Source organism: Pseudomonas sp. S35 (assembly GCF_009866765.1).
Classification (GTDB): domain Bacteria; phylum Pseudomonadota; class Gammaproteobacteria; order Pseudomonadales; family Pseudomonadaceae; genus Aquipseudomonas.
On record NZ_CP019431.1, the window covers coordinates 6,270,039 to 6,291,683 of the forward strand.

At 59.7% G+C, this 21,645-nt stretch carries 22 protein-coding genes; 10 read left to right on the forward strand and 12 right to left on the reverse strand.

Going from position 1 to position 21,645, the window contains the following annotated elements; translation table 11 throughout:
- Positions 1-30 precede the first annotated feature (30 nt).
- On the reverse strand, positions 31-270 hold the full coding sequence (locus PspS35_RS28420; protein WP_159937714.1) for a hypothetical protein: 240 nt from the start codon (positions 268-270) through the stop codon (positions 31-33).
- Between the two features lie 278 nt (positions 271-548).
- On the opposite strand from PspS35_RS28420, the gene PspS35_RS28425 reads away from it, so the two are divergent.
- Positions 549-1,925 (forward strand): glutamine synthetase family protein, encoded by a 1,377-nt coding sequence (locus PspS35_RS28425; RefSeq protein ID WP_003213894.1) that lies wholly within the window; start codon positions 549-551, stop codon positions 1,923-1,925.
- A 244-nt stretch (positions 1,926-2,169) separates the two neighbouring features.
- The gene (locus tag PspS35_RS28430) at positions 2,170-2,811 is read left to right on the forward strand and encodes a TetR/AcrR family transcriptional regulator (RefSeq protein WP_159937715.1); all 642 of its coding nucleotides are present in this window, start codon (positions 2,170-2,172) and stop codon (positions 2,809-2,811) included.
- Positions 2,812-2,860: 49 nt separating this feature from the next.
- Here the strand turns inward: PspS35_RS28430 and PspS35_RS28435 are convergent, their stop codons facing one another.
- The 8 genes from PspS35_RS28435 to PspS35_RS28470 all read right to left on the reverse strand — a co-directional run bounded on the left by PspS35_RS28435 (position 2,861) and on the right by PspS35_RS28470 (position 10,167).
- Entirely contained in the window at positions 2,861-3,076 is a 216-nt protein-coding gene (locus tag PspS35_RS28435) for a TOBE domain-containing protein (RefSeq protein WP_003176783.1), read from the reverse strand.
- A 19-nt stretch (positions 3,077-3,095) separates the two neighbouring features.
- Complete coding sequence (ssuB, locus tag PspS35_RS28440; RefSeq protein WP_159937716.1) at positions 3,096-3,902, reverse strand: aliphatic sulfonates ABC transporter ATP-binding protein; 807 nt, start codon at positions 3,900-3,902, stop codon at positions 3,096-3,098.
- Complete coding sequence (gene ssuC, locus PspS35_RS28445; protein WP_159937717.1) at positions 3,899-4,687, reverse strand: aliphatic sulfonate ABC transporter permease SsuC; 789 nt, start codon at positions 4,685-4,687, stop codon at positions 3,899-3,901. The genes ssuB and ssuC overlap by 4 nt, the downstream gene beginning before the upstream one ends.
- 9 nt (positions 4,688-4,696) lie before the next feature.
- Positions 4,697-5,845, reverse strand: a complete 1,149-nt coding sequence (gene ssuD / locus PspS35_RS28450) for an FMNH2-dependent alkanesulfonate monooxygenase (RefSeq protein ID WP_159937718.1) — start codon at positions 5,843-5,845, stop codon at positions 4,697-4,699.
- Between the two features lie 25 nt (positions 5,846-5,870).
- Positions 5,871-6,839, reverse strand: coding sequence for a sulfonate ABC transporter substrate-binding protein (locus PspS35_RS28455; RefSeq protein WP_159937719.1), 969 nt, complete (start codon positions 6,837-6,839; stop codon positions 5,871-5,873).
- A 92-nt stretch (positions 6,840-6,931) separates the two neighbouring features.
- Complete coding sequence (gene ssuE / locus PspS35_RS28460; RefSeq protein WP_032884253.1) at positions 6,932-7,525, reverse strand: NADPH-dependent FMN reductase; 594 nt, start codon at positions 7,523-7,525, stop codon at positions 6,932-6,934.
- A gap of 304 nt (positions 7,526-7,829) precedes the next feature.
- Entirely contained in the window at positions 7,830-8,468 is a 639-nt protein-coding gene (locus tag PspS35_RS28465) for a peroxiredoxin (RefSeq protein ID WP_133075505.1), read from the reverse strand.
- Between the two features lie 292 nt (positions 8,469-8,760).
- On the reverse strand, positions 8,761-10,167 hold the full coding sequence (locus PspS35_RS28470; RefSeq protein WP_159937720.1) for an OprD family porin: 1,407 nt from the start codon (positions 10,165-10,167) through the stop codon (positions 8,761-8,763).
- A 370-nt stretch (positions 10,168-10,537) separates the two neighbouring features.
- Here PspS35_RS28470 and tauA point away from each other — a divergent pair, with 370 nt between their 5' ends.
- Positions 10,538-11,524 (forward strand): taurine ABC transporter substrate-binding protein, encoded by a 987-nt coding sequence (gene tauA, locus PspS35_RS28475; RefSeq protein WP_159937721.1) that lies wholly within the window; start codon positions 10,538-10,540, stop codon positions 11,522-11,524.
- A 71-nt stretch (positions 11,525-11,595) separates the two neighbouring features.
- Here tauA and argA read toward each other — a convergent pair whose 3' ends face one another.
- Both argA and argE read right to left on the reverse strand, forming a co-directional pair.
- Positions 11,596-12,897: an amino-acid N-acetyltransferase gene (gene argA / locus PspS35_RS28480; protein WP_032884260.1), complete on the reverse strand. Its 1,302-nt coding sequence runs from the start codon at positions 12,895-12,897 to the stop codon at positions 11,596-11,598.
- Positions 12,898-13,032: 135 nt separating this feature from the next.
- On the reverse strand, positions 13,033-14,181 hold the full coding sequence (gene argE / locus PspS35_RS28485) for an acetylornithine deacetylase (RefSeq protein WP_159937722.1): 1,149 nt from the start codon (positions 14,179-14,181) through the stop codon (positions 13,033-13,035).
- 158 nt (positions 14,182-14,339) lie between these two features.
- Between argE and PspS35_RS28490 the strand changes: the two genes are divergently transcribed.
- Complete coding sequence (locus PspS35_RS28490; RefSeq protein ID WP_159937723.1) at positions 14,340-15,707, forward strand: CYTH domain-containing protein; 1,368 nt, start codon at positions 14,340-14,342, stop codon at positions 15,705-15,707.
- An 85-nt stretch (positions 15,708-15,792) separates the two neighbouring features.
- On the opposite strand, the gene PspS35_RS28495 is transcribed toward PspS35_RS28490, so the two are convergent.
- On the reverse strand, positions 15,793-16,263 hold the full coding sequence (locus PspS35_RS28495; protein ID WP_159937724.1) for an Lrp/AsnC family transcriptional regulator: 471 nt from the start codon (positions 16,261-16,263) through the stop codon (positions 15,793-15,795).
- A gap of 127 nt (positions 16,264-16,390) precedes the next feature.
- Between PspS35_RS28495 and PspS35_RS28500 the strand changes: the two genes are divergently transcribed.
- From PspS35_RS28500 to PspS35_RS28525, 6 genes are all read left to right on the forward strand, one after another.
- A complete protein-coding gene (locus PspS35_RS28500; protein ID WP_159937725.1) occupies positions 16,391-16,729 on the forward strand; it encodes a hypothetical protein in 339 nt (112 codons plus the stop codon).
- Positions 16,730-16,812: 83 nt separating this feature from the next.
- Entirely contained in the window at positions 16,813-18,492 is a 1,680-nt protein-coding gene (locus PspS35_RS28505; RefSeq protein WP_159937726.1) for a GspE/PulE family protein, read from the forward strand.
- A gap of 77 nt (positions 18,493-18,569) precedes the next feature.
- Positions 18,570-19,490: an SPFH domain-containing protein gene (locus PspS35_RS28510; protein ID WP_046381704.1), complete on the forward strand. Its 921-nt coding sequence runs from the start codon at positions 18,570-18,572 to the stop codon at positions 19,488-19,490.
- A 10-nt stretch (positions 19,491-19,500) separates the two neighbouring features.
- Positions 19,501-19,947, forward strand: coding sequence for an NfeD family protein (locus PspS35_RS28515; RefSeq protein ID WP_159937727.1), 447 nt, complete (start codon positions 19,501-19,503; stop codon positions 19,945-19,947).
- Positions 19,948-20,016: 69 nt separating this feature from the next.
- A complete protein-coding gene (locus PspS35_RS28520) occupies positions 20,017-20,331 on the forward strand; it encodes a DUF2388 domain-containing protein (protein WP_003176799.1) in 315 nt (104 codons plus the stop codon).
- A 162-nt stretch (positions 20,332-20,493) separates the two neighbouring features.
- Complete coding sequence (locus PspS35_RS28525) at positions 20,494-21,636, forward strand: DegT/DnrJ/EryC1/StrS aminotransferase family protein (protein ID WP_159937728.1); 1,143 nt, start codon at positions 20,494-20,496, stop codon at positions 21,634-21,636.
- Positions 21,637-21,645 lie beyond the last annotated feature (9 nt).

A 21,645-nucleotide genomic window follows, 5' to 3' on the forward strand; every position in this document is an offset into this window, starting at 1 on the left:
GTTGACGCAGCATCCGCGTCGTTTTTTCATTCAGGGTAGGAGCTTACCTGCCATTTGCTGCAGCGTTGCATTCCTCACGCCAAAGTCGTGCACAATCTTGATCGGTTCCTTGGAAAGGAGCCGGTCAGGGGCAGTTGAGGTGGCAAAGAAAAGGTCGGACGGGCCGTCAAGAATATTGGCCGGTGCAGCGGCATTCACGCGGGGTGAACGGACTGCAGGAAACGCCTGGCACAAGCAGGCAGAGACGCCGAGCGGCGGCAGGTGAAACATGAAGCACCCCGGTATTATTGCTGTTATGGGTTTGAATCGAGCTTAGCCTTGTTCATTTTTTTACACAACACCCCCGTAAAAAATACAACACGGCCCGCTCAAGCCTGCGAGTCCCAAGCGGATCAAATGCAAAAAACCGCCCCAAAAAGCCCCAGAAATGCCTTCACAGCGCTTTTTTAGGGCAAAAAAGGCCTCGCTTGACTTCGGCATGCCGTTCGGGTTGACTGAAACCAGAAAAGATCAATGATTGATATTTTTAACAACAAAGGTGTTGCATCATGTCGGTACCCCCGCGTGCCGTTCAGCTTAACGAAGCGAACGCGTTCCTTAAGGATCATCCTGAGGTTCTGTACGTAGACCTTCTAATTGCGGATATGAATGGTGTGGTGCGCGGTAAGCGCATCGAACGCACCAGCCTCCACAAGGTTTACGAGAAGGGCATTAACCTGCCTGCCTCTTTATTTGCCCTGGATATCAATGGCTCGACGGTGGAAAGCACCGGCCTGGGTCTGGACATCGGTGATGCTGACCGAATCTGTTATCCAATCCCCGACACCCTGTGCAATGAGCCTTGGCAAAAGCGCCCTACCGCGCAACTGCTGATGACCATGCACGAACTTGAAGGTGAACCTTTCTTCGCCGATCCACGCGAAGTGCTCCGCCAAGTTGTAAGCAAATTTGACGACCTCGGTCTGACCATCTGCGCAGCCTTCGAGCTTGAGTTCTACCTGATCGACCAGGAGAACGTGAACGGCCGCCCACAACCGCCCCGCTCGCCGATCTCCGGCAAACGCCCGCACTCGACACAGGTCTACCTGATCGACGACCTCGACGAATACGTCGACTGCCTCCAGGACATTCTGGAAGGTGCCAAAGAGCAAGGCATCCCGGCTGACGCCATCGTCAAGGAAAGTGCCCCGGCGCAGTTCGAAGTGAACCTGCACCACGTCGCCGACCCGATCAAGGCGTGCGATTACGCGGTACTGCTCAAGCGCCTGATCAAGAACATCGCCTACGACCATGAGATGGACACCACCTTCATGGCCAAGCCTTACCCAGGCCAGGCAGGCAACGGGCTGCACGTGCACATTTCGATCCTGGACAAAGACGGCAAGAACATCTTTGCCAGCGAGGATCCCGAGCAGAACGCCGCATTGCGTCACGCGATCGGCGGTGTGCTGGAGACCCTACCCGCCCAGATGGCGTTCCTGTGCCCCAACGTCAACTCCTACCGTCGTTTCGGCGCACAGTTCTACGTGCCGAACTCGCCGTGCTGGGGCCTGGACAACCGCACCGTGGCGATTCGCGTACCGACCGGCTCGTCCGACGCCGTACGTATCGAACACCGTGTGGCCGGCGCCGATGCCAACCCTTACCTGCTGATGGCTTCGGTCCTGGCAGGCGTGCACCACGGTCTGACCAACAAGATCGAACCGGGCGCACCCGTGGAAGGCAACAGCTACGAGCAGAACGAGCAGAGCCTGCCGAACAACCTGCGCGATGCCCTGCGCGAGTTGGACGACAGCGAGGTGATGGCCAAGTACATCGATCCTAAATACATCGATATCTTCGTCGCCTGTAAGGAAAGTGAGCTGGAAGAGTTTGAACACTCCATCTCCGACCTTGAGTACAACTGGTACCTGCATACCGTTTAACCGGCGGCTGCATTAAATGTGGTGAGCGGGCTTGCTGTGGTGAGCGGGCTTGTCCCGCGCTGGGTGGCGAAGCCGCCCTAAACCAGACGCCGCATTCTGCCTGTCAGAATGCGGCGTTTTTATTGGGGCCGCTGCGCAGCCCAGCGCGGGGCAAGCCCGCTCACCACAAAAGTCCCCGATGGCGGGCTGGCAGACAACCCACCTCTGTGCTCATACAATGCCCGCTGCCTTGTAGGAGACTTCCATGACCACCCGCCCCGCCGCCCCTCGCAAACCCCGTGCCCGCAGCCAGGCCCGGATCGACGCGATCCTCGACGCCGCCCGCACCTTGCTGGCCGCCGAAGGCGTGGCGAGTTTGTCGATCTACAGCGTGGCCGAACGCGCGCAGATCCCACCGTCGTCGGTGTACCACTTTTTTGCCAGCGTGCCGGCGTTGTTGGAGGCATTGACGGCCGATGTGCACGCAGCGTTCCGAGCGGCGATTCAGGCGCCTATCGAGCATGATTCACTCAAGCACTGGCGCGACCTGTCCTGCATCGTCGAGCAGCGCATGCTCACCATCTACGAGCACGACGCCGCCGCCCGCCAACTGATTCTCGCCCAGCACGGCCTCACTGAAGTGACCCAGGCCGACCGTCAGCATGATCTGGAATTGGGGGATTTGATGCTGGCGGTGTTCAGCCGGCATTTCGACGTGCCGAGCCTGCCCACGGATGTGGATGTATTTGCCCTGGCGCTGGAATTGAGCGACCGCGTCTACGCGCGTTCGGTGCATCAGCATGGGCTGATTACGCCGCGGATGGCGGAGGAAGGGATGCGTGTGTTTGATGCGTATGTGGGGCTTTATTTACCGGCTTACCTGCCCAAGCGCCAAGCCTTGCGTTGACTGGGCCGGCCTCATCGGGGGCAAGCCCCCGATGAGGCCTCAAGACCAATCACAACTTGGCAATCGACACCTCGGTCGACTTCACAAAGGCAATCACTTCACTGCCAATCACCAGCTCCAGCTCTTTGACGGAGCGCGTGGTGATCACGGAAGTGACGATACCGGAGGCGGTCTGCACATCGATTTCCGACAGCACGTCGCCGACCACGATTTCCTTGATGGTGCCTTTGAACTGGTTACGCACGTTGATGGCTTTGATAGTCATGATGGTGTTCCTCTATGAGTTATTGAGCCCAACGCAGTTGCGTAGGCAGCGGTGAAACAGGTTCGGGTTCCGGCGGTGTGCCGGGCAACGACAGCACACGGTTGAGCACTTCGGCTTCCAACGCCGCCAGGCGATGTGAACCTCGGGCCCGTGGGCGCGGCAGGTCGACGATCAGGTCGAGGCCGATTTCGCCGTCTTCGATCAGGATCACCCGGTCGGCAATCGCCACGGCTTCGCTGACGTCATGAGTGACCAGCAACACGGTGAAACCGTGCTTCTGCCACAGGTTTTCGATCAGTTGCTGCATCTCGATGCGGGTCAGGGCATCCAGTGCGCCCAGCGGCTCGTCGAGCAACAGCAGGCGCGGTTGGTGGATCAGCGCGCGGGCCAGGGCAACACGTTGTTTCTGGCCACCGGACAACGCCGCCGGCCATTCATCGGCGCGCTCGGCCAGGCCGACCGCTTCCAGGGCCTCCAGCGCCTTGGGACGCCAGTTGCCTTTAAGGCCCAGGCCCACGTTGTCGATGATCTTTTTCCAGGGCAGCAAACGTGCTTCCTGGAACATCAGCCGCGTGTCTTCAATCGCTTCGCTCAGCGGTGCGGAACCGGCCAGCAGCTCGCCGCCGCTGGCCTTGTCCAGACCGGCCAGCAGACGCAGCAAGGTACTTTTGCCGCAACCGCTGCGACCCACCACGGCGACGAACTGGCCCGCCGGAATGTGCAAGTCAATCTCTTTGAGCACTTCCCGTGCGCCAAAGGATTTGCGCAATTTGCGCACCGCCAGGGGGATCCCCTTGAGCAGGCGCGGAGGTTGTTGAGCCGTCATGCCGCACCGCCTTTATTCACTTGATACGCCGGATGCCAGCGCAGCCAAACCCGCTCCAGGCCACGCGCAGCCAGGTCGGCCAGTTTGCCGAGAATCGCGTACATCACGATGGCCAGTACCACCACGTCGGTTTGCAGGAATTCACGGGCGTTCATCGCCAGGTAGCCGATACCCGAGCTGGCAGAGATGGTTTCCGCCACGATCAGCGTCAACCACATAAAGCCCAGGGCAAAGCGCACGCCCACCAAAATCGAGGGCAACGCGCCCGGCAGGATCACTTGCCAGAACAGGCTGAAACCGGACAAACCGTAGCTGCGCGACATTTCCACCAGCGCCGGGTCGACGTTGCGGATGCCGTGATAGGTGTTCAGGTAGATCGGGAACAATGTGCCGAGGGCCACCAGGAAAATCTTCGCGGTCTCGTCAATCCCGAACCACAGGATCACCAGCGGAATCAGCGCCAGGTGCGGCACGTTGCGGATCATCTGCACCGAGCTGTCCAACAGGCGCTCGCCCCATTTCGACAGGCCAGTGATAAACCCCAGCGCCAGGCCAATGCCGCCGCCGATCACAAAGCCCAGGCCGGCACGCCAGCCGCTGATGGCCAGGTGGGTCCAGATTTCGCCACTGGCGACCAAGTGGACACCGGCTTCAATCACCGCACTGGGGGCCGGAAGAATGCGCGTCGACAACCAGCCCGCCGACACCGACAACTGCCACACCGCCAGCAATAGAATCGGCAGCACCCAAGGCGCCACGCGATGGCTCAATTTTTCAAAGTTCATAACGCCGCCTCAGCTCTGTGACGCAGCTTTGGGAAGGATGTCGTTGGCGACCATTTCGCCGAACGGGCTGACGTAGCCGGCGCTTTTCGGCAGCTCGGGACGTTCGATGTCCAAGTGCGGAAACAGCAACTCAGCCACACGATACGACTCTTCCAGGTGTGGATAGCCGGAGAAGATAAAGGTGTCGATGCCCAGCGCGGCGTACTCCTTGACCCGCTCTGCAACCGTTGGGCCATCGCCCACCAGCGCGGTACCCGCTCCGCCACGCACCAGGCCGACACCGGCCCACAGGTTGGGGCTGACTTCGAGGTTGTCGCGGTTGCCACCATGCAAGGCGGCCATGCGCTGCTGGCCGACCGAATCAAAACGCGCCAGGGAAGCCTGGGCGCGGCTGATGGTGTCGTCGTCCAGATGGGAGATCAGTTTGTCGGCGGCTTTCCAGGCTTCATCGTTGGTTTCGCGCACGATCACATGCAGGCGAATGCCGAAGCGCACGGTGCGCCCCAGCTTCGTGGCCTTGGCGCGTACCTGTTCGATTTTCTCGGCGACGGCGGCCGGTGGCTCGCCCCAGGTCAGCACCATTTCCACTTGCTCGGCTGCCAAGTCCTGCGCGGCTTCGGAAGAGCCACCAAAGTACAGCGGCGGACGTGGTTGCTGGATAGGCGGGTAGAGCAACTTGGCGCCTTTGACGCTGATGTGCTCGCCGTCGTAGTCCACGGTTTCGCCTTCCAGCACGCGGCGCCAGATGCGGGTGAATTCCACCGACGCCTGGTAGCGCTCCTCGTGAGTGAGGAACAAGCCATCACCGGCCAATTCTTCCGGATCACCACCGGTCACCAGGTTGAACAACGCACGGCCGCCGGACAGGCGATCCAGCGTCGCCGCCTGACGCGCCGCCACCGTCGGGGAAATGATCCCGGGGCGCAGCGCGACGAGGAATTTCAGACGCTGGGTCACTGGGATCAGCGAGGCGGCCACCAGCCAGGAGTCTTCGCAGGAGCGTCCGGTGGGGATCAACACCCCGCCAAAACCCAAGCGGTCGGCGGCCTGGGCCACTTGCTGCAGATAACCGTGATCAACGGCGCGAGCGCCTTCGGCGGTGCCAAGGTAATGGCCGTCGCCGTGGGTAGGCAGGAACCAGAAAATATTGAGGCTCATGGAGTTGTCTCCTGAAGAAGTCGGATTACGGTGCTTTGGCCACTGCGGCGGGCGGCGTCCAGATCACGTCCTTGATGTTCAAGGGCTTGGGGATCAATTTGAGTTGGTAGAAGCTGTCGGCGATCTTTTGCTGGGCGGCGACCACTTCCGGGGTCAGGAACAATGCGCCGTAGCCTTGGCGTTTCACCGAGGTCAGGGTGATATCTGCCGGCAGGCCGAGCAGTGGCGCGACTTGTTCAGTCACTTCCTGGGGGTTGGCCTTGGACCATTCCCCCACGGCGCGCACTTCTTCAATCAGCGCCTTGACCACTTCAGGGTGCTGCTCGGCGTAGGGCTTGGTCGCCAGGTAGAACTGGTGGTTGTCGGCGATGCCGGTGCCGTCACGCAGGGTGCGCGCTTGCAGTTGTTTCTCGGCGGCAGCCTGGTACGGGTCCCAGATCACCCAGGCATCTACGCTGCCACGTTCGAACGCGGCGCGGGCATCGGCGGGCGGCAGGAACACGGTCTGCACGTCGGTGTATTTGAGGCCGGCATCTTCCAGTGCACGCACCAGCAGGTAGTGCACGTTGGAGCCTTTGTTGAGCACGATTTTCTTGCCCTTGAGCTCGGCCACCGATTTGATCGTCGAGTCTTTCGGCACCAGGATCGCTTCACTGGTCGGCGCTGGCGGCTCGTAGGCCACGTAGAGCAGGTCGGCACCGGCAGCCTGGGCGAACACTGGCGGGGTTTCGCCGGTAACGCCGAAGTCGATGGAACCGACGTTCAGGCCTTCAAGCAATTGCGGGCCGCCGGGAAACTCAGTCCATTGCACCTGCACGCCTTGGGCGGCCAGGCGTTTTTCCAGGGTGCCCTTGGCCTTGAGCAGCACCAGCGTGCCGTATTTCTGATAACCGATCCGAAGCGTCTCGGCGGCTTGAGCTTGAACGATGGCGCCGAAGGACACAGCCGCAGCAAACAGTGCGACCAGACCACGACGCAAGATGACAGTGCGCATGGCGCTCTCTCCAAATATGCGATTAGGGTTTTGGCTGCACCTGCTTGGCCGTTGGCGGCTGAGTAAGGTGAGTGTTTCTTAAAGGGTAAGGCTCAGATGCTCCAGCGAGCAGTCAACAAACGGTCATTCAACACATGGGGGTCCAACGGTTTCGGGCGGCGGGCCATGGCGCTGTAGAGCGTCTCCAGGGCCTCGTGCAAACGGTGTTCGAGCACAGGCACCAGTTGCGCCTGGGCGCTGCCTTCGGCGTAGGCGATCTGGCTGTCTTCGGCAAAAATGCCGTGGAGCAATTCCTGGGCTTTCAACGCCGACAGCACCGGCTTAAGGGCGTAGTCCACCGCCAGCATGTGCGCGATGCTGCCGCCAGTGGCCATTGGCAACACGATCTTGTGGGCCAGGGCGCGTTCGGGCAGCAGGTCGAGCACGGTTTTCAGCGCGCCGGAGAACGAGGCCTTGTACACCGGGGTGGCGATCACCAAACCATCGGCGTTAGCCACCTGTTGCAGCAGGTCGATGACCTTGGGGCTGTCAAAGCGCGCATGCAGCAAGTCTTCGGCCGGGAAGTCCCTTACCTGATAACTCACCACTTCAACGCCTTTGTCTTGCAACCATTGACGGGTTTTTTCCAGCAAGACCCCGGAGCGGGAACGCTGGCTGGGACTGCCTCCAAGTGTTACGACCAACATGCAGGAATTCCTTGAGCTAGTGCCGGCGGTTCGCTGTGTGGCGATGGCGCCAATATGTGACAGACCTTATCAGCAGATTTATATATCTATAAATCTTATTTTTTCATTTGTTTATTCTTTAAATGCATATACAGCTTAAAAACCGCCAGGCGAAAAAAAAGGCCGTCGAAACGGCCTGAAAACCCCTGCTGTGATTCACTTTCAAAGGTGTTGCATTGACCGACACCATCGGGGGCAAGCCCCCTCCCACAGGAGAAGGCGGTCAACTGTGGGAGGGGGCTTGCCCCCGATGGCTATATCCGCTTCAACGATTGGGTTGTGGAGTGAGCCGCAGGTACGGCTTCACCGCCCGATAACCCTTCGGAAAGCGCTTCTTGATCTCTTCCTCATCCTTGAGCGAGGGCACGATCACCACTTCGTCACCGTCCTGCCAGTTGGCGGGGGTGGCGACCTTGTGGTTGTCGGTCAGTTGCAGCGAGTCGATGACCCGCAGGATTTCGTGGAAGTTGCGCCCGGTGCTGGCCGGGTAGGTGATGGTCAGGCGAATCTTTTTGTTCGGGTCGATCACGAACAGCGAGCGCACGGTGAGGGTGTCACTGGCGTTGGGGTGGATCAGGTCGTAGAGGTCCGAGACCTTGCGGTCGGCGTCGGCCAGGATCGGGAAGTTGACGAGGGTGTTCTGGGTTTCGTTGATGTCTTCGATCCACTTGTGGTGCGAGTCCACCGGGTCGACCGACAGGGCAATGGCCTTGACGCCGCGCTGGGCGAATTCGTCCTTGAGCTTGGCGGTAAAGCCCAGCTCGGTGGTGCACACCGGGGTGAAGTCCGCCGGGTGGGAAAACAACACACCCCAGCTATCGCCCAACCATTCGTGGAAACGAATCTTGCCGGCGCTGGAATCCTGTTCGAAGTCGGGGGCGATATCGCCCAGTCTTAGGCTCATGGTGTGGCTCCTGGTGAGTGCTTATGGAGCCCACTGTGCATGGATTGTGGATAATTTAAAAAGAATAAATATCGATTTATCTAGACGATAAAGGAATATTAAAAAAGGGTTCATTGGACGTGCGCAGGGACGAGGCGCACCATCGTTTCCAAGGTTCGAGAAGGCCTTGAGACGCTGTACAAAGAGGGGTTCAGGAAGGGCTTGCGGGGGTTTAGCCCGACTTGAAAGCAAGACACCTTGCCCGGCGTTGCGCCGGGCAAGGTTTTTACAGCCTTACAACAGCTTCACGCTACTAGAACAGTGGCAGCGAGTAGCTGACGATCAGACGGTTTTCGTCCTGATTGCGCTGGCCGGCAATGTCGTTGCGCCACATGGCGTTTTTCCAGGCTACGCCAACGTTCTTCAGCGGACCTTGTGGCACGACGTAGGCAACAGTGATGTCACGTTCCCACTCGCTCGCGCCGTTGGAGTTCACAGTAGGTTGCGGCGTTGTAGAGCCGACCTTGCCGGCAGTGTCGATGTTATCGCCACGCAGGTAAACCACACCGGCGGTCAGGCCAGGCACGCCAACCTTGGCGAAGTCATAAGCGTAGCGAGCTTGCCAGGTGCGTTCGCCAGCGCGAGCGAACTTGGCGATCTGCATGTCAGTGGTCAGATAGGCCGACGCACCGTCGCCCTGGTTCAGGAACGGGAAGTCACTGTTGCCGTTGCTGGCCTGGTAACCGCCACCGAAGGTGTGACCTTCAACGGTGTACAGAAACAAGCCGCTGTACAGGTTGTTGTCAACTTTACCCTTGGTGATGTTGTTACCGGCGGCGTTAGTACCGTAGTCACCGCTGGTGTAGTAGGTGGCGTCGTTGCTGTTGTTACCGTCAGAGCGGCTATTGAAGTAGCGCAAGTCGGTTTTCAACACGCCAGGACCGATGGCCCAGTTGTGCAGCAGGCCCAGGAAGTGTTGCTTGTAGAACTGATCCAGGTTGCCGTAGTAGTACTGGGCAGTCAGGTCTTTGGTGATTTTGTAGTCACCACCGGCGTAATAGAACTTGTTGCTGTCGCGACCAGAGGCCGTACGACCGTTGGCACCTGCGATAGACAGGTTTTCAACGTTGCTGGAGTTACGACCCTTGGCCTTTTCGATCTGACCCGCTACCAGCGTGAAGTCCTTGATATCGTTGGTAGTAATCTGGCCACCCTGGAAGGTTTGCGGCAGCAGACGACCATCGTTGGTCACCAGAACCGGCAGCTTTGGCTGCAGCGTGCCCAGCTTCAATTCGGTCTGGGAGATCTTGGCTTTGGCAGTCAGGCCCAGGCTGGAGTAGTTATCAACAGCTTCGCCGTTGGACTTGCTCGGGAAAACCGTGCCGCCGTAAGAACCAGCGTTGCCGGTCGAAGGTTTAGTGGCACCGTTGGTGCCGCCGCCCGAATCCAGACGCACGCCCAGCAGGCCGATAGCGTCAAGACCAAAGCCTACGGTGCCTTGGGTGTAACCGGAGATGAAGCGCAGGTCGAAAGCTTGGCCCCACTCTTCCGACTTGTTCTGCGCGCCGGCCGCTTTGGTAGCGCCATCACGGTTATCAGTGTTGATGTAGAAGTTACGCAGACCCAGTGTGGCCTTGCTGTCTTCGATAAAACCGGCAGCGCCTGCTTGCTGGGCGATCGCGCCCAAAGCTACAGCCAAAGCCAAGGTGGACTTCTTCATGTACCGCTCCTCTCATTTCTAATTTTTGTATTTCTTTGGTCTCGGGTCTGACGCCCTCGATCCACAGATGCGCGATTACCACCGGATAGTGACTGACAAGTCAATCGTAACCTTGTGTGTCTACTACCTTCGTCTAATCGCAGTTGATTTGGTCCCTGCAGGGTAATGAGTTTTTCATACACCCAAAAAGAATTATTTCATTCTTTTTCATACGATCTAGGAATAAGCCTTGGCATGAGACAGGCAGGTCAGGGTAGACCAACCGCTCCATAAGCTAATTCCTAAAGGGTATTTGTTAGCGCTTTTTTAGATCGATTAGTGTGGCCGCTCTGCTGCATACGTCACCCACGATCAAAAAGGCGACGCCATCATGGCCAAACGCATATCCTCCCGTCAATTTGTTACAGTTTTTGTGTCACTAATAGTTTCTTTTAGTGTCCAAGCCGCCGATTTGACCATCGGCTACCAAACTGGCATCGATCCCAGCAAAGTCCCCCAGGCCGATGGTGCCTATGAAAAGGCCATTGGCGAGAAGATTGCCTGGCGCCGCTTCAACAGTGGGCCGCAAGTCGTAACCGCCATCGCGTCCGGCGATGTGCAAATCGGCAACCTCGGTTCCAGCCCCCTGGCAGCTGCTGCCTCGCGCAATCTACCCATCGTTGCGTTCATCGTATCGGCGCAGATCAACAGTTCTGAAGCCTTGGTGGTGCGCAACGGCAGCGGTATCGACAAACCCGAAGACCTGATCGGCAAAACCATCGCCACGCCCTTTGTCTCGACCTCTCATTACAGCCTGCTCGGCGCTTTGAAGCACTGGGGCCTGGACACCAAGCAAGTCAAGGTGGTGAACCTGCAACCGGCGGAAATTGCTGCTGCGTGGAAACGTGGCGATATCGACGGTGCTTTTGTGTGGTCGCCCGCGCTCGGAGAGATCCGCAAGACCGGAAAAAACCTGACCGACGCGGCCCAAGTGGGCCGGTGGGGCGCGCCGACGTTTGAAGTGTGGGTGGCGCGCAAGGATTTTGCAGAGAAACACCCTGAGGTCGTGGCCAAGTTTGCCAAGGTCACCCTGGACTCATTCGCCGACTATGCGGCCCACAAAGACAGCTGGACGGTGGATTCAGAACCGGTGCAAAAAATCGCCAAATTGACAGGTTCAAATGCGGCCGACATTCCTGAGTTGTTGGCCGGCACTACGTTCCCGGATGCCCAGGCGCAGCAAACCGATGCACTGCTTAAAGGCGGCACGGCAAAGGCGATTGGGGAGACGGCGAAGTTTTTGAAGGAACAGGGGAAGGTTGAGACGGTGCTGCCGGACTATTCGGCTTTCGTGACCGACAAATTCGCCAAGGAATAAATGCGATCAAAAATGTGGGAGGGGGCTTGCCCCCTCCCACATTTGGATTTGCATCGACCTGCAGATAGGGTTTACAGCGCCTTTTCGAAAATCTTCGAATTACGCTGATAGTTGTACAGCGACGCCCGCGCCGACGGCAGCCGGTCGACAGTGCTCGGCACAAAACCACGTTCACGGAACCAGTGGGCGGTACGGGTGGTGAGGACGAACAAGGTTTTCAAGCCTTGGGCACGGGCACGGGTTTCAATGCGTTCGAGCAACTCATCACCCCGCCCGCCGTGGCGGTACTCGGGGTTCACCGCCAGGCAGGCCAGTTCGCCCGCATCCGAATCGGCAATCTGATACAGCGCCGCACAGGCGATGATCATGCCTTCGCGCTCGACCACGCTGAACTGCTCGATCTCACGCTCCAGCACTTCCCGCGAACGGCGCACCAGGATGCCCTGCTCTTCCAGCGGGCTGATCAGGTCGAGCAAGCCGCCGACGTCTTCAATCGCCGCCTCGCGCACCAGTTCGAATTGCTCCTGGGCCACCAAGGTGCCACCGCCATCGCGGGTAAACAGCTCGGTGAGCAGCGCGCCATCTTCGGCGTAGCTGACGATATGGCTGCGCCCTACGCCGCCCCGGCAAGCCTCGGCGGCCGCATCGAGCAGCTCGGCCTGGTAGTTGCTGCTGCCCAGGCGTTGCAGGTGGGCCGGTACCTGTTGCGGACGCAGTTCGCGCACCAGGCGGCCGTTTTCGTCGATCAGGCCGAGGTCGGCGCCGAACAGCAGCAGCTTGTCGGCCCCCAGGTCGATGGCGGCGCGGGTGGCGACGTCTTCGCAGGCCAGGTTGAAGATCTCACCGGTCGGCGAGTAACCCAGTGGCGACAGCAGCACGATGGAACGTTCATCCAGCAGGCGATTGATGCCCTTGCGATCGACCCGACGCACTTCGCCAGTGTGGTGGTAATCCACACCTTCGAGCACGCCGATCGGGCGCGCGGTCACGAGGTTGCCGCTGGCCACCCGCAGGCGCGAGCCCTGCATCGGGGACGAGGCCATGTCCATCGACAAGCGCGCTTCGATAGCAATACGCAGGTGGCCGACCGCGTCGATCACGCACTCCAGCGTGGGCGCGTCGGTGATGCGCATGCCTTCGTGATAAGCCGGGATCAGGCCACGCGCTTCAAGGCGCGCTTCGATCTGCGGGCGCGAGCCATGAACCAGCACCAGCCGCACGCCCAGGCTGTGGAGCAGCACCAGGTCGTGGACGATATTGCCGAAGTTGGGATGATCCACGCCGTCGCCGGGCAGCATGACGACAAAGGTGCAGTCGCGGTGGGCGTTGATGTAGGGCGAAGCGTGACGAAGCCAATTGACGTATTCGGGCATAACACCTGGGCCTGTAATAAAAAGCAGCCAAAAAAGGACGGATCGTGAAAACGCACAGCGGGCTGATGGTTATCGTCGGAACAGGCTTGGCGACACGCTCGCTCTCCTTCTATGTACGAACAGGCAGGGGTTAATTTATGCAGGTTTCAGGCAGTAATGTTCAATCAGTTCCCGCAATAGACGCACTGTAGGCGTCAAGCGTGACATTTCGAGGTACTCGCCCGGCTGGTGCGCACAGGCGATATCGCCAGGGCCAAGCACCAGGGTTTCACAACCAAGGCGCTGAAGATAAGGCGCTTCGGTGCCGAACGCTACTGCTTCGGCACGATGACCGGTCAATCGTTGCGCAACGCGCACCAGTTCAGCGTCTTCTGGTTGCTCGAACGGCGGTACTTCGGGGAACAGCGGCGCGTAGTCGATCTTGACCTGATGGCGCTCGGCAAGGGGTTCGAGCTTCTGGCGGATGGCCGCACGCAACACCTCAGGATCCATGCCCGGCAAAGGCCGCAGGTCGAACTCCAGGGAGCACTGGCCGCAGATACGGTTGGGGTTGTCGCCGCCATGGATGCAGCCGAAGTTCATGGTCGGCTGTGGCACGCTGAATTGCGGGTTGCGGTATTCGCGCTGCCAGAGCAGACGTAGGCCACGCAGTTCGCCAATGGCGTCGTGCATGGCTTCAAGGGCGCTGTGGCCCAGGCTGGGGTCCGATGAGTGGCCGCTGCGCCCTAGGATGTCGATGCGTTCCATCATCACACCTTTATGCAAGCGGATCGGCTTAAGCCCCGTGGGCTCGCCGATCACCGCTGCGCGGCCCAGCGGGCGCCCGGCGTCGGCCAGCGCGCGGGCGCCTGACATGGAGCTTTCTTCATCGCAGGTGGCGAGGATCAGCAACGGTTGCTTGAACGGTTGGTCCAGCAGCGGCAATACCGCTTCGATGGCCAGGGCGAAAAAGCCCTTCATGTCGCAACTGCCCAATCCTACCCAACGGCCGTCGACTTCCGTCAGCTTGAGCGGGTCGGTTTTCCACAGGGCAGCGTCATAAGGGACTGTGTCGCTATGGCCGGCCAGCACCAGGCCACCAGGGCCACTGCCGAAACTGGCGAGCAGGTTGAACTTGCCGGGGCTGACCTGCTGGATGTCGATGGCGAAGCCCAGGTCCCCCAGCCAACTGGCGAGTAGATCGATCACCGGGCGGTTGGTCTGGTCGAGAGACGCTTGGGTGCAACTGACCGACGGCGCGGCAATCAAGGCGGCGAACTGCTCTTTCATGGACGGTAACGGCATGCGCGGTCTCTCAACTTCCCGGATGAGCCCCACTATAGAGCCATCTGCACGACACAATAAACCGTTGCGGCACGTTGCCGGGCTCAGTCCTGTACACTGCACGCCCTTGGCAGCCACACTTTTCCCCGGCTGCGCTCCCGATCCTGGATTTTCCGGCCATGCAGAAAGAAACCGAAATCAAGCTCCGCGTCAGCCGCGAAACACTCGCCGCGCTGCGTGAGCACCCGTTACTGAAAAAACGCAACAAAAGTGGCTGGGAACGCCTTGAGTTGATGAACCAGTATTTCGACACCCCCGAGCGCGACCTGGCCCAGGCCAAAGTCGCCCTGCGCCTGCGCAAGGACGGTGACGCCATCATCCAGACCCTCAAGACCCGTGGCCAGAGCGTCGCCGGCTTGTCGCAGCGTAACGAGTACAACTGGGACCTGCCCAAAGCCAAGCTCGACGTGAAGAAACTCGACGGCGAATGCTGGCCCGAGCAACTGGCCGAGCTGGACAAGAAAACCCTCAAGCCGATCTTCACCACCGACTTCGTGCGTGAACGCGCCGAAATCGCCTGGGGCCGTGGCAAGGCCAAAGTCGTGATCGAAGCCGCCCTCGACCTGGGCCACGTAGTGGTCGGCAAGCAGAAAGAAGAAATCTGCGAGCTGGAACTGGAACTGCGCGAAGGCGAGCCGGCTGCCCTGCTGGAACTGGCCGCCGAACTGGCCGCCACCCTGGCCCTGATGCCGTGCGATATCAGCAAGGCCGAGCGCGGCTACCGCCTGTATGACGCGAGCAGCTACTCCCTGAGCCTGCCAGCGCCGCAGATCCACGCTGAAATGCCATTGGACGATGCCTTCGCCGCAATCATGTGGCACCTGCTGGGCAGCAGCCAGCGTCTGGCCGAGCAATACCGTTTCAATGGCCACTGGCGCCTGCTACAGGACTGGGTCGACAACCTCGGCGAATTGCGCGCCCTGATCGGCAGTCTCGGCCAGGCCGCACCGCGTCAATCCACCAGCGAATTGCGCAGCGTACTCGATGCCTTGCTGGAGGACTGGCGCCCGCTGGTCCAGGCCGGTGATGACGATGAAGACATCCGCAAAGCCGCGCCGGAACAGTTCGTCGAGGAATTGGACGACGTGCGCTGGGGCTTGTTCTCGCTCAACCTGTCGCGCTGGCTGCTGGCCCGCACCTGGACCGCTGACCGCAACGTGCGTGGCAACCGCCAGGGCGCTGCGCAAATCACCAACTGGCTGCCGCGCCTGCTGGCCGACGACGCCGTCGCCCTGCAACTGCCGCGCTACCAGCAACAGCCGGAAGACCTGGCCGAGCAACTGCCGCGTATCGAACGCATCCAGGCCTGGCTGCACCATGCGCGTCAAGTGGTGGATATTCCAGAGCTGGACCGTTTGTACGGCGAGTTGAACAAGCTGGTACAACTGGCCAACCAGCCGATCACCGATGAGTCGCTGGATGCGCGGATGCACCAGGCGATCGCGGTGTATCAGAACCGTGCCTGGAAGACCTTGCTGCGTCTGTAAGATCGCTATCGCGGGCAAGCCCGCTCCCACATTGGAATGCATTCTGCTGTGGGAGCCGGGCTTGCCCGCGATGAGGCCTTACCTGTCAGCGCAATACTGGCAGGCTGGTGGTGGACTTGATCTCCGACAACGCCACAATCGAATTGACCTCCTGAATCCCCGGCACCATCGACAACTTCTCAAAGAAAAACCGCTCGTACGCCTCGATGTCCGACGTCACGATGCGCAGCAGAAAATCCACCGCCCCCATCAGCACATAACACTCCAATACTTCTGGAAAGCCGCGAATCGCGTCGGTGAACTCAGTGAAGTTGGATCGGCCGTGGGCGTTGAGTTTGACCTCGGCAAAAATCTGCGTGTTGAGGCCGATCTTCTTGCGATCCAACAGCGTCACCTGGCCGCGGATAACGCCCTCCTCCTTGAGCCGCTGAATGCGCCGCCAGCATGGCGATTGGGACAATCCCACCTGTTCGGCGATCTGTGCGCTGGAGAGCGAAGCGTCCTCTTGCAACAGGGCCAGGATTCGACGGTCGTAGACGTCCAAATCGCTTTGCATAAAAATACCTTTTACTGTCTTAGTATTGAATTGATCTATTCGATTTTCCGCAAACTCGGCCCATCTTAGATAAGAAATCTCCGTTGGCGAATGTAAAAATTCCTCCAATCGAATCTGGAGAGTCAGCATGCACGCCGTCGAAACCACATACCCTGCTGCCCGCGTCGACGCGTGGGCTGTCACCAGCGCCCATTGCGAGGCGCATTACCAGATCGTCGCCGAGGCGGAGCCCGATGTGTTGTGCCGGGTATTCAACTATTTCGCGCTGCAATTTCTCACCCCTCGACAAGTCAGCGTGAACCGGGGAGGCGACCTGCTGAACATCGATATCGTGATCGACGGCCTGAGCTGGCATCGGGCCCAGGTCATCGGAGAAAAGATTCGAAACCTGATCAGCGTGTGCACGTTGGACGTGTGGCCGGCTGATTCCGTGGGGCCTGCAGCAATGGTTGCGGCCGCACAGTAAAGACCTGCAACACACGCTGGGAGGAGGAAATTTCGGGGCTGGCTAGCCTGAAATTTCGTCCAAGCCTACCCAGGAAACCCTACATGTCTGTTGATCAGCGATTGGAACTGCATGCGTTGCTGCCGGCCTTGGTGGCGGGCGGCTTGATCCCTCCCGACACCGCGCAGCGCTTATCGGCAATGCCGGCCAGCGACAGCCAACACCCTTTGGAGTGCATCGCCGCCCACGGGCCTTCCCTGGAAACCCTGACCCAATGGCTGGCCCAGCATGTCGGGCAACCTTACCTGCGTATCGACCCGCTGAAGATCGATGTCGCAACGGTGGTGCCCCTGATGTCCCACGCGTTCGCCCAACGCCACGCCATTCTGGCGGTGGCTGTGGATGCGCACACCGTCACCGTCGCCAGTGCGCAGCCTTACGTCAGCAGTTGGGAGCCCGGGCTGGCGCAAGTACTCAAGCGGTCGATCAAGCGCGTGGTGGCCAACCCCCAGGACATTCAGCGGTGTATCAGCGAGTTTTACCGGCTGGCGAAGTCCGTCAGCGGCGCAGATCAAAAAGTCGCGGTGCCTGGTCATTTCGAGATGCTCAACCTGGGCGCCAGCGAACAGGAGCCGGACGCCAATGACGCGCATATCGTCAATATCGTCGACTGGCTGTTGCAGTACGCCTTCGCCCAAAGGGCCAGTGATATTCATATCGAGCCAGGCAGTGAGCAGGGCCGGGTGCGTTTTCGCATTGATGGGCTGCTGCACGACGTCTACCAATTTCCACCCCAGGTGACGATGGCGGTGGTCAGCCGCCTGAAAAGCCTGGGCCGCATGAACGTCGCGCAAAAGCGCCAACCCCAGGACGGCCGGGTCAAGACCAAAAGCCCGGCGGGTGCGCAAGTTGAGCTGCGCCTGTCGACCTTGCCCACCGCCTTTGGCGAAAAGCTGGTGATGCGGATTTTCGACCCCCACGTGCTGCTCAAGGACTTTGACCAACTGGGGTTGTCCAGCGAGGACCAGCAACGCTGGCAGTCCATGACCCGCCAGGCCAACGGCATCATCCTCGTCACCGGCCCTACCGGCTCCGGCAAGACCAGCACGCTCTACACCACGCTCAAGCAACTGGCGACCCGCGAGGTCAACCTGTGCACCGTGGAAGATCCGATCGAGATGGTCGAACCCACGTTCAACCAGATGCAGGTGCAGCACAACATTGACCTGACCTTCGCCAGCGGCATCCGCGCCCTGCTACGCCAAGACCCGGACATCATCATGATCGGCGAGATCCGCGACCAGGAAACCGCAGAAATGGCGATCCAGGCCGCACTGACCGGGCACTTGGTACTGTCGACACTGCACACCAACGACGCACCCAGCGCCATCAGCCGCTTGCAGGAACTCGGCATTGCTCATTATTTGATCAAAGCCACATTAATAGGAGTGATGGCGCAGCGATTGGTACGGCTGATATGCCCTCACTGCAAACAGCAGGTCGGTGATGCCTATGAGGCGCCAGGCTGTGGGGAGTGCCGCAATAGCGGGTACCGAGGGCGAGCCGGGGTATACGAGATCATGGTATTGAACGAAACGCTCAAGGCGCTGATCACCCCAGGCACCGACGCGCAATCCCTGCGCCAGGCGGCAGTTGCGCAAGGCATGCACAGTTTGCGCATGGCTGGCATGGGGAAGGTACACGCGGGGCTGACCACGATGGCGGAGGTGTTGCGCGTAACGCCTGGGGATTCGGTAACAAATGGTTTGATTACCGCAGGCTGAAACCGTTCTTATCGGTGACAACACCGTTACAATCGGCCGAACGTCGTTTGACTGACACCATCAGATAGGGAATCGCTATGCAGATCGGAACCGTACTGCTTCTTTTCGTGGGTTTGGCCATCGCCATCCTGTTCATGGGCTTCAAGGTCGTACCCCAGGGCTACCAGTGGACGGTCGAACGCTTCGGCCGCTACACCAACACCCTCAAGCCTGGCCTGAACATCATCATTCCGGTCATGGACCGCATCGGTCGCAAGATCAACGTGATGGAAAGCGTACTGGATATTCCACCCCAGGAAGTCATCACCGCCGACAACGCCACCGTGCAGATCGACGCCGTGTGCTTCTTCCAGGTGGTCAATACCGCCCAGGCTGCCTATGAGGTCAACAACCTCGAACACGCCATCCGCAACCTGCTGCAAACCAATATCCGTACCGTGCTCGGCTCCATGGAGCTGGATGCCATGCTCAGCCAGCGTGACGGCATCAACGAAAAACTGCTGCGAACCGTGGACGAAGCCACCGCACCGTGGGGCATCAAGATCACCCGTATCGAGATCAAGGACATCAGCCCGCCCGCCGACCTGATGGCGGCCATGTCGGGCCAGATGAAAGCCGAGCGGATCAAACGGGCACAAATCCTTGAGGCCGAGGGCCTGCGGGCATCGGCAATTCTGACGGCCGAAGGCAAGAAGCAGGCTCAGATTCTTGAAGCTGAAGGCGGACGCCAAGCCGCATTCCTGGAGTCTGAAGCCCGCGAACGTCAAGCAGAGGCTGAGGCCCGTGCAACCCAGGTGGTTTCCGAGGCAATCGCCACCGGTAACGTGCAGGCCATCAACTACTTCGTCGCGCAAAAATACATCGACGCCCTGGGCAAGCTGGCATCGGCCAACAACAGCAAGGTCATCCTCATGCCGCTGGAAGCCAGCCAGGTGATCGGTGCGGTCGGCGGCATCGGCGAGATCGTCAAGGCAACGTTCGACAACAAGAAAGGCTGAGGCCGTCACCATGTGGGATTTCCTGCAGCACCTTTCGTTCTGGGATTGGCTGGCGCTGGGTACAGTGCTGTTGATTCTTGAGGTCTTCGGCGCCGGTGGCTACCTGCTGTGGATGGGTATCGCAGCGGCTGCCGTGGGCGTGATCAAGTTCCTGGTGCCACCACTGGCGCTGGAGTGGCAACTGCTGCTGTTCGCCGTGTTGTCGATCATGACGGCGGTGTATTGGTGGAAACGCCAACGCAGCAGCGCCAAGGCCAGTGATCAACCTGGGCTGAATGAACGCGGCTCAGAGCTTATTGGCCGCACCTTTGTGGTGCACCAAGCCATTGTAGACGGCCGAGGTAAGGTCAAGGTCGGCGATGGCGTGTGGATGGTGACGGGCCCCGACAGCCCCGTAGGCGCTCAAGTCCGGGTGACTGGCCAGGACGGCGTGATATTAAAGGTTGAAACTGTTTAGTCAGTGATGGAACTCGGTTGGGCTATCTACAATCAAAACCTACAGATAACCCCACCGGAGTCACCCACCATGCGTCTTAAATATGCTGTCGCAACCCTCGCTGTGCTTTCCCTTCCTGTCGGTTCAGCCATGGCCGACAGTTTCTGGCGCAACGTCATTTCATCGGGCGCCACCACCGGCTCGACGTACCTGACCTTCAAGGACCACAAGCTGGTGGTTGCCGCACAAGACGACGCAGGCAGCTTCGTTGCCAGTGACGGCGGCATCCGTGGCCCGTACCTAGAAGCCGCCATGCAGAAAGTCCGCGCCGACAACCCTGGACTGCAAGCCACGGACATGGAGTTGGCGAACGCCATCCTCGCGAAAAACGCTGTTACCGAGTGATCTTCGCGTACTGAAAAATGCCGCTCTCGAGCGGCATTTTTTTGCCCGCAACGTGACAATTCATTCACAGGCGACAGGCTATATTCAGTCACACCGTGCAACCATGCCGGTACTGATAAGCCTCTCATTCATCGCCAACCTGAAACGGATGCCTTCGTCGCTATGAGCCAACAGCCCTTTCTGCCGTTCTCCAAACCCACCATCGATGAAGCCACTATTTCGGCGGTAGGCGATGTGCTTCGCTCGGGCTGGATCACCAGCGGGCCAAAAGTGCAGGCGTTCGAGGCGCAGTTGTCTGAGTACTTTGGCGGCCGGCCAGTGCGCACGTTCAACTCGGGCACCTGCACCATGGAGATTGCCTTGCGCATCGCCGGAATCGGGCCAGGGGATGAAGTGATCACTACGCCAATCTCCTGGGTGGCCACCGCCAATGTGATTCTGGAGGTGGGCGCCACACCGGTGTTCGCCGATATCGACCCGGCCACCCGCAACATCGATCTGGCGCAGGTGGAAGCCGCAATCACCCCGCGTACCAAGGCGATCATCCCGGTCTATCTGGCTGGCCTGCCGCTGGACATGCCAATGCTTTACGCACTGGCCAACAAGTACAACCTGCGGATCATCGAAGACGCCGCGCAAGCGCTGGGCTCCAGCTGGGATGGCGAGCGTATTGGTGCCACGGGGGACTTCGTATCGTTCAGCTTCCAGGCCAACAAGAACATCACCTCCTCCGAGGGCGGCTGCCTGGTGTTGAACAACACCGAGGAAGCACGCCTGGCAGAAAAATACCGTCTGCAGGGCGTCACCCGTACCGGCTTCGACGGCCTGGATGTGGATGTGCTGGGCGGCAAGTTCAACATGACCGACATCGCTGCCGCCATCGGCCTGGGGCAGTTTGCCCATATCGAGAAGATCACCGCCCATCGCCAGCATCTGGCGCGGCATTACTTCAAGTGTTTCGGCAGTGACTTTGAAGAGCAGTACGGCGCGCAACTGCCACCTGCCGACTTCGAAAACAGCAACTGGCACCTGTTTCAACTGGTGCTGCCGGAGCGTCAGGACGGCTTGCCAGCCCGCGCGACCTTCATGGAGCAGATGCAGGCTCATGGCGTTGGCATTGGCTATCACTACCCGCCGATTCATCTGCTGAGCCTTTATCGGGCACAGGGGTTCAAGGAAGGCATGTTCCCGGTGGCGGAAAAGGTTGGGCGTTTGATCGTGTCGTTGCCGATGTTTACGGCGATGACAGAGGCAGATGTCGAGCGTTCGGTGGCGGCGGTTAAAGCGGTATTGAAAGCAGGCTGATCACTTACG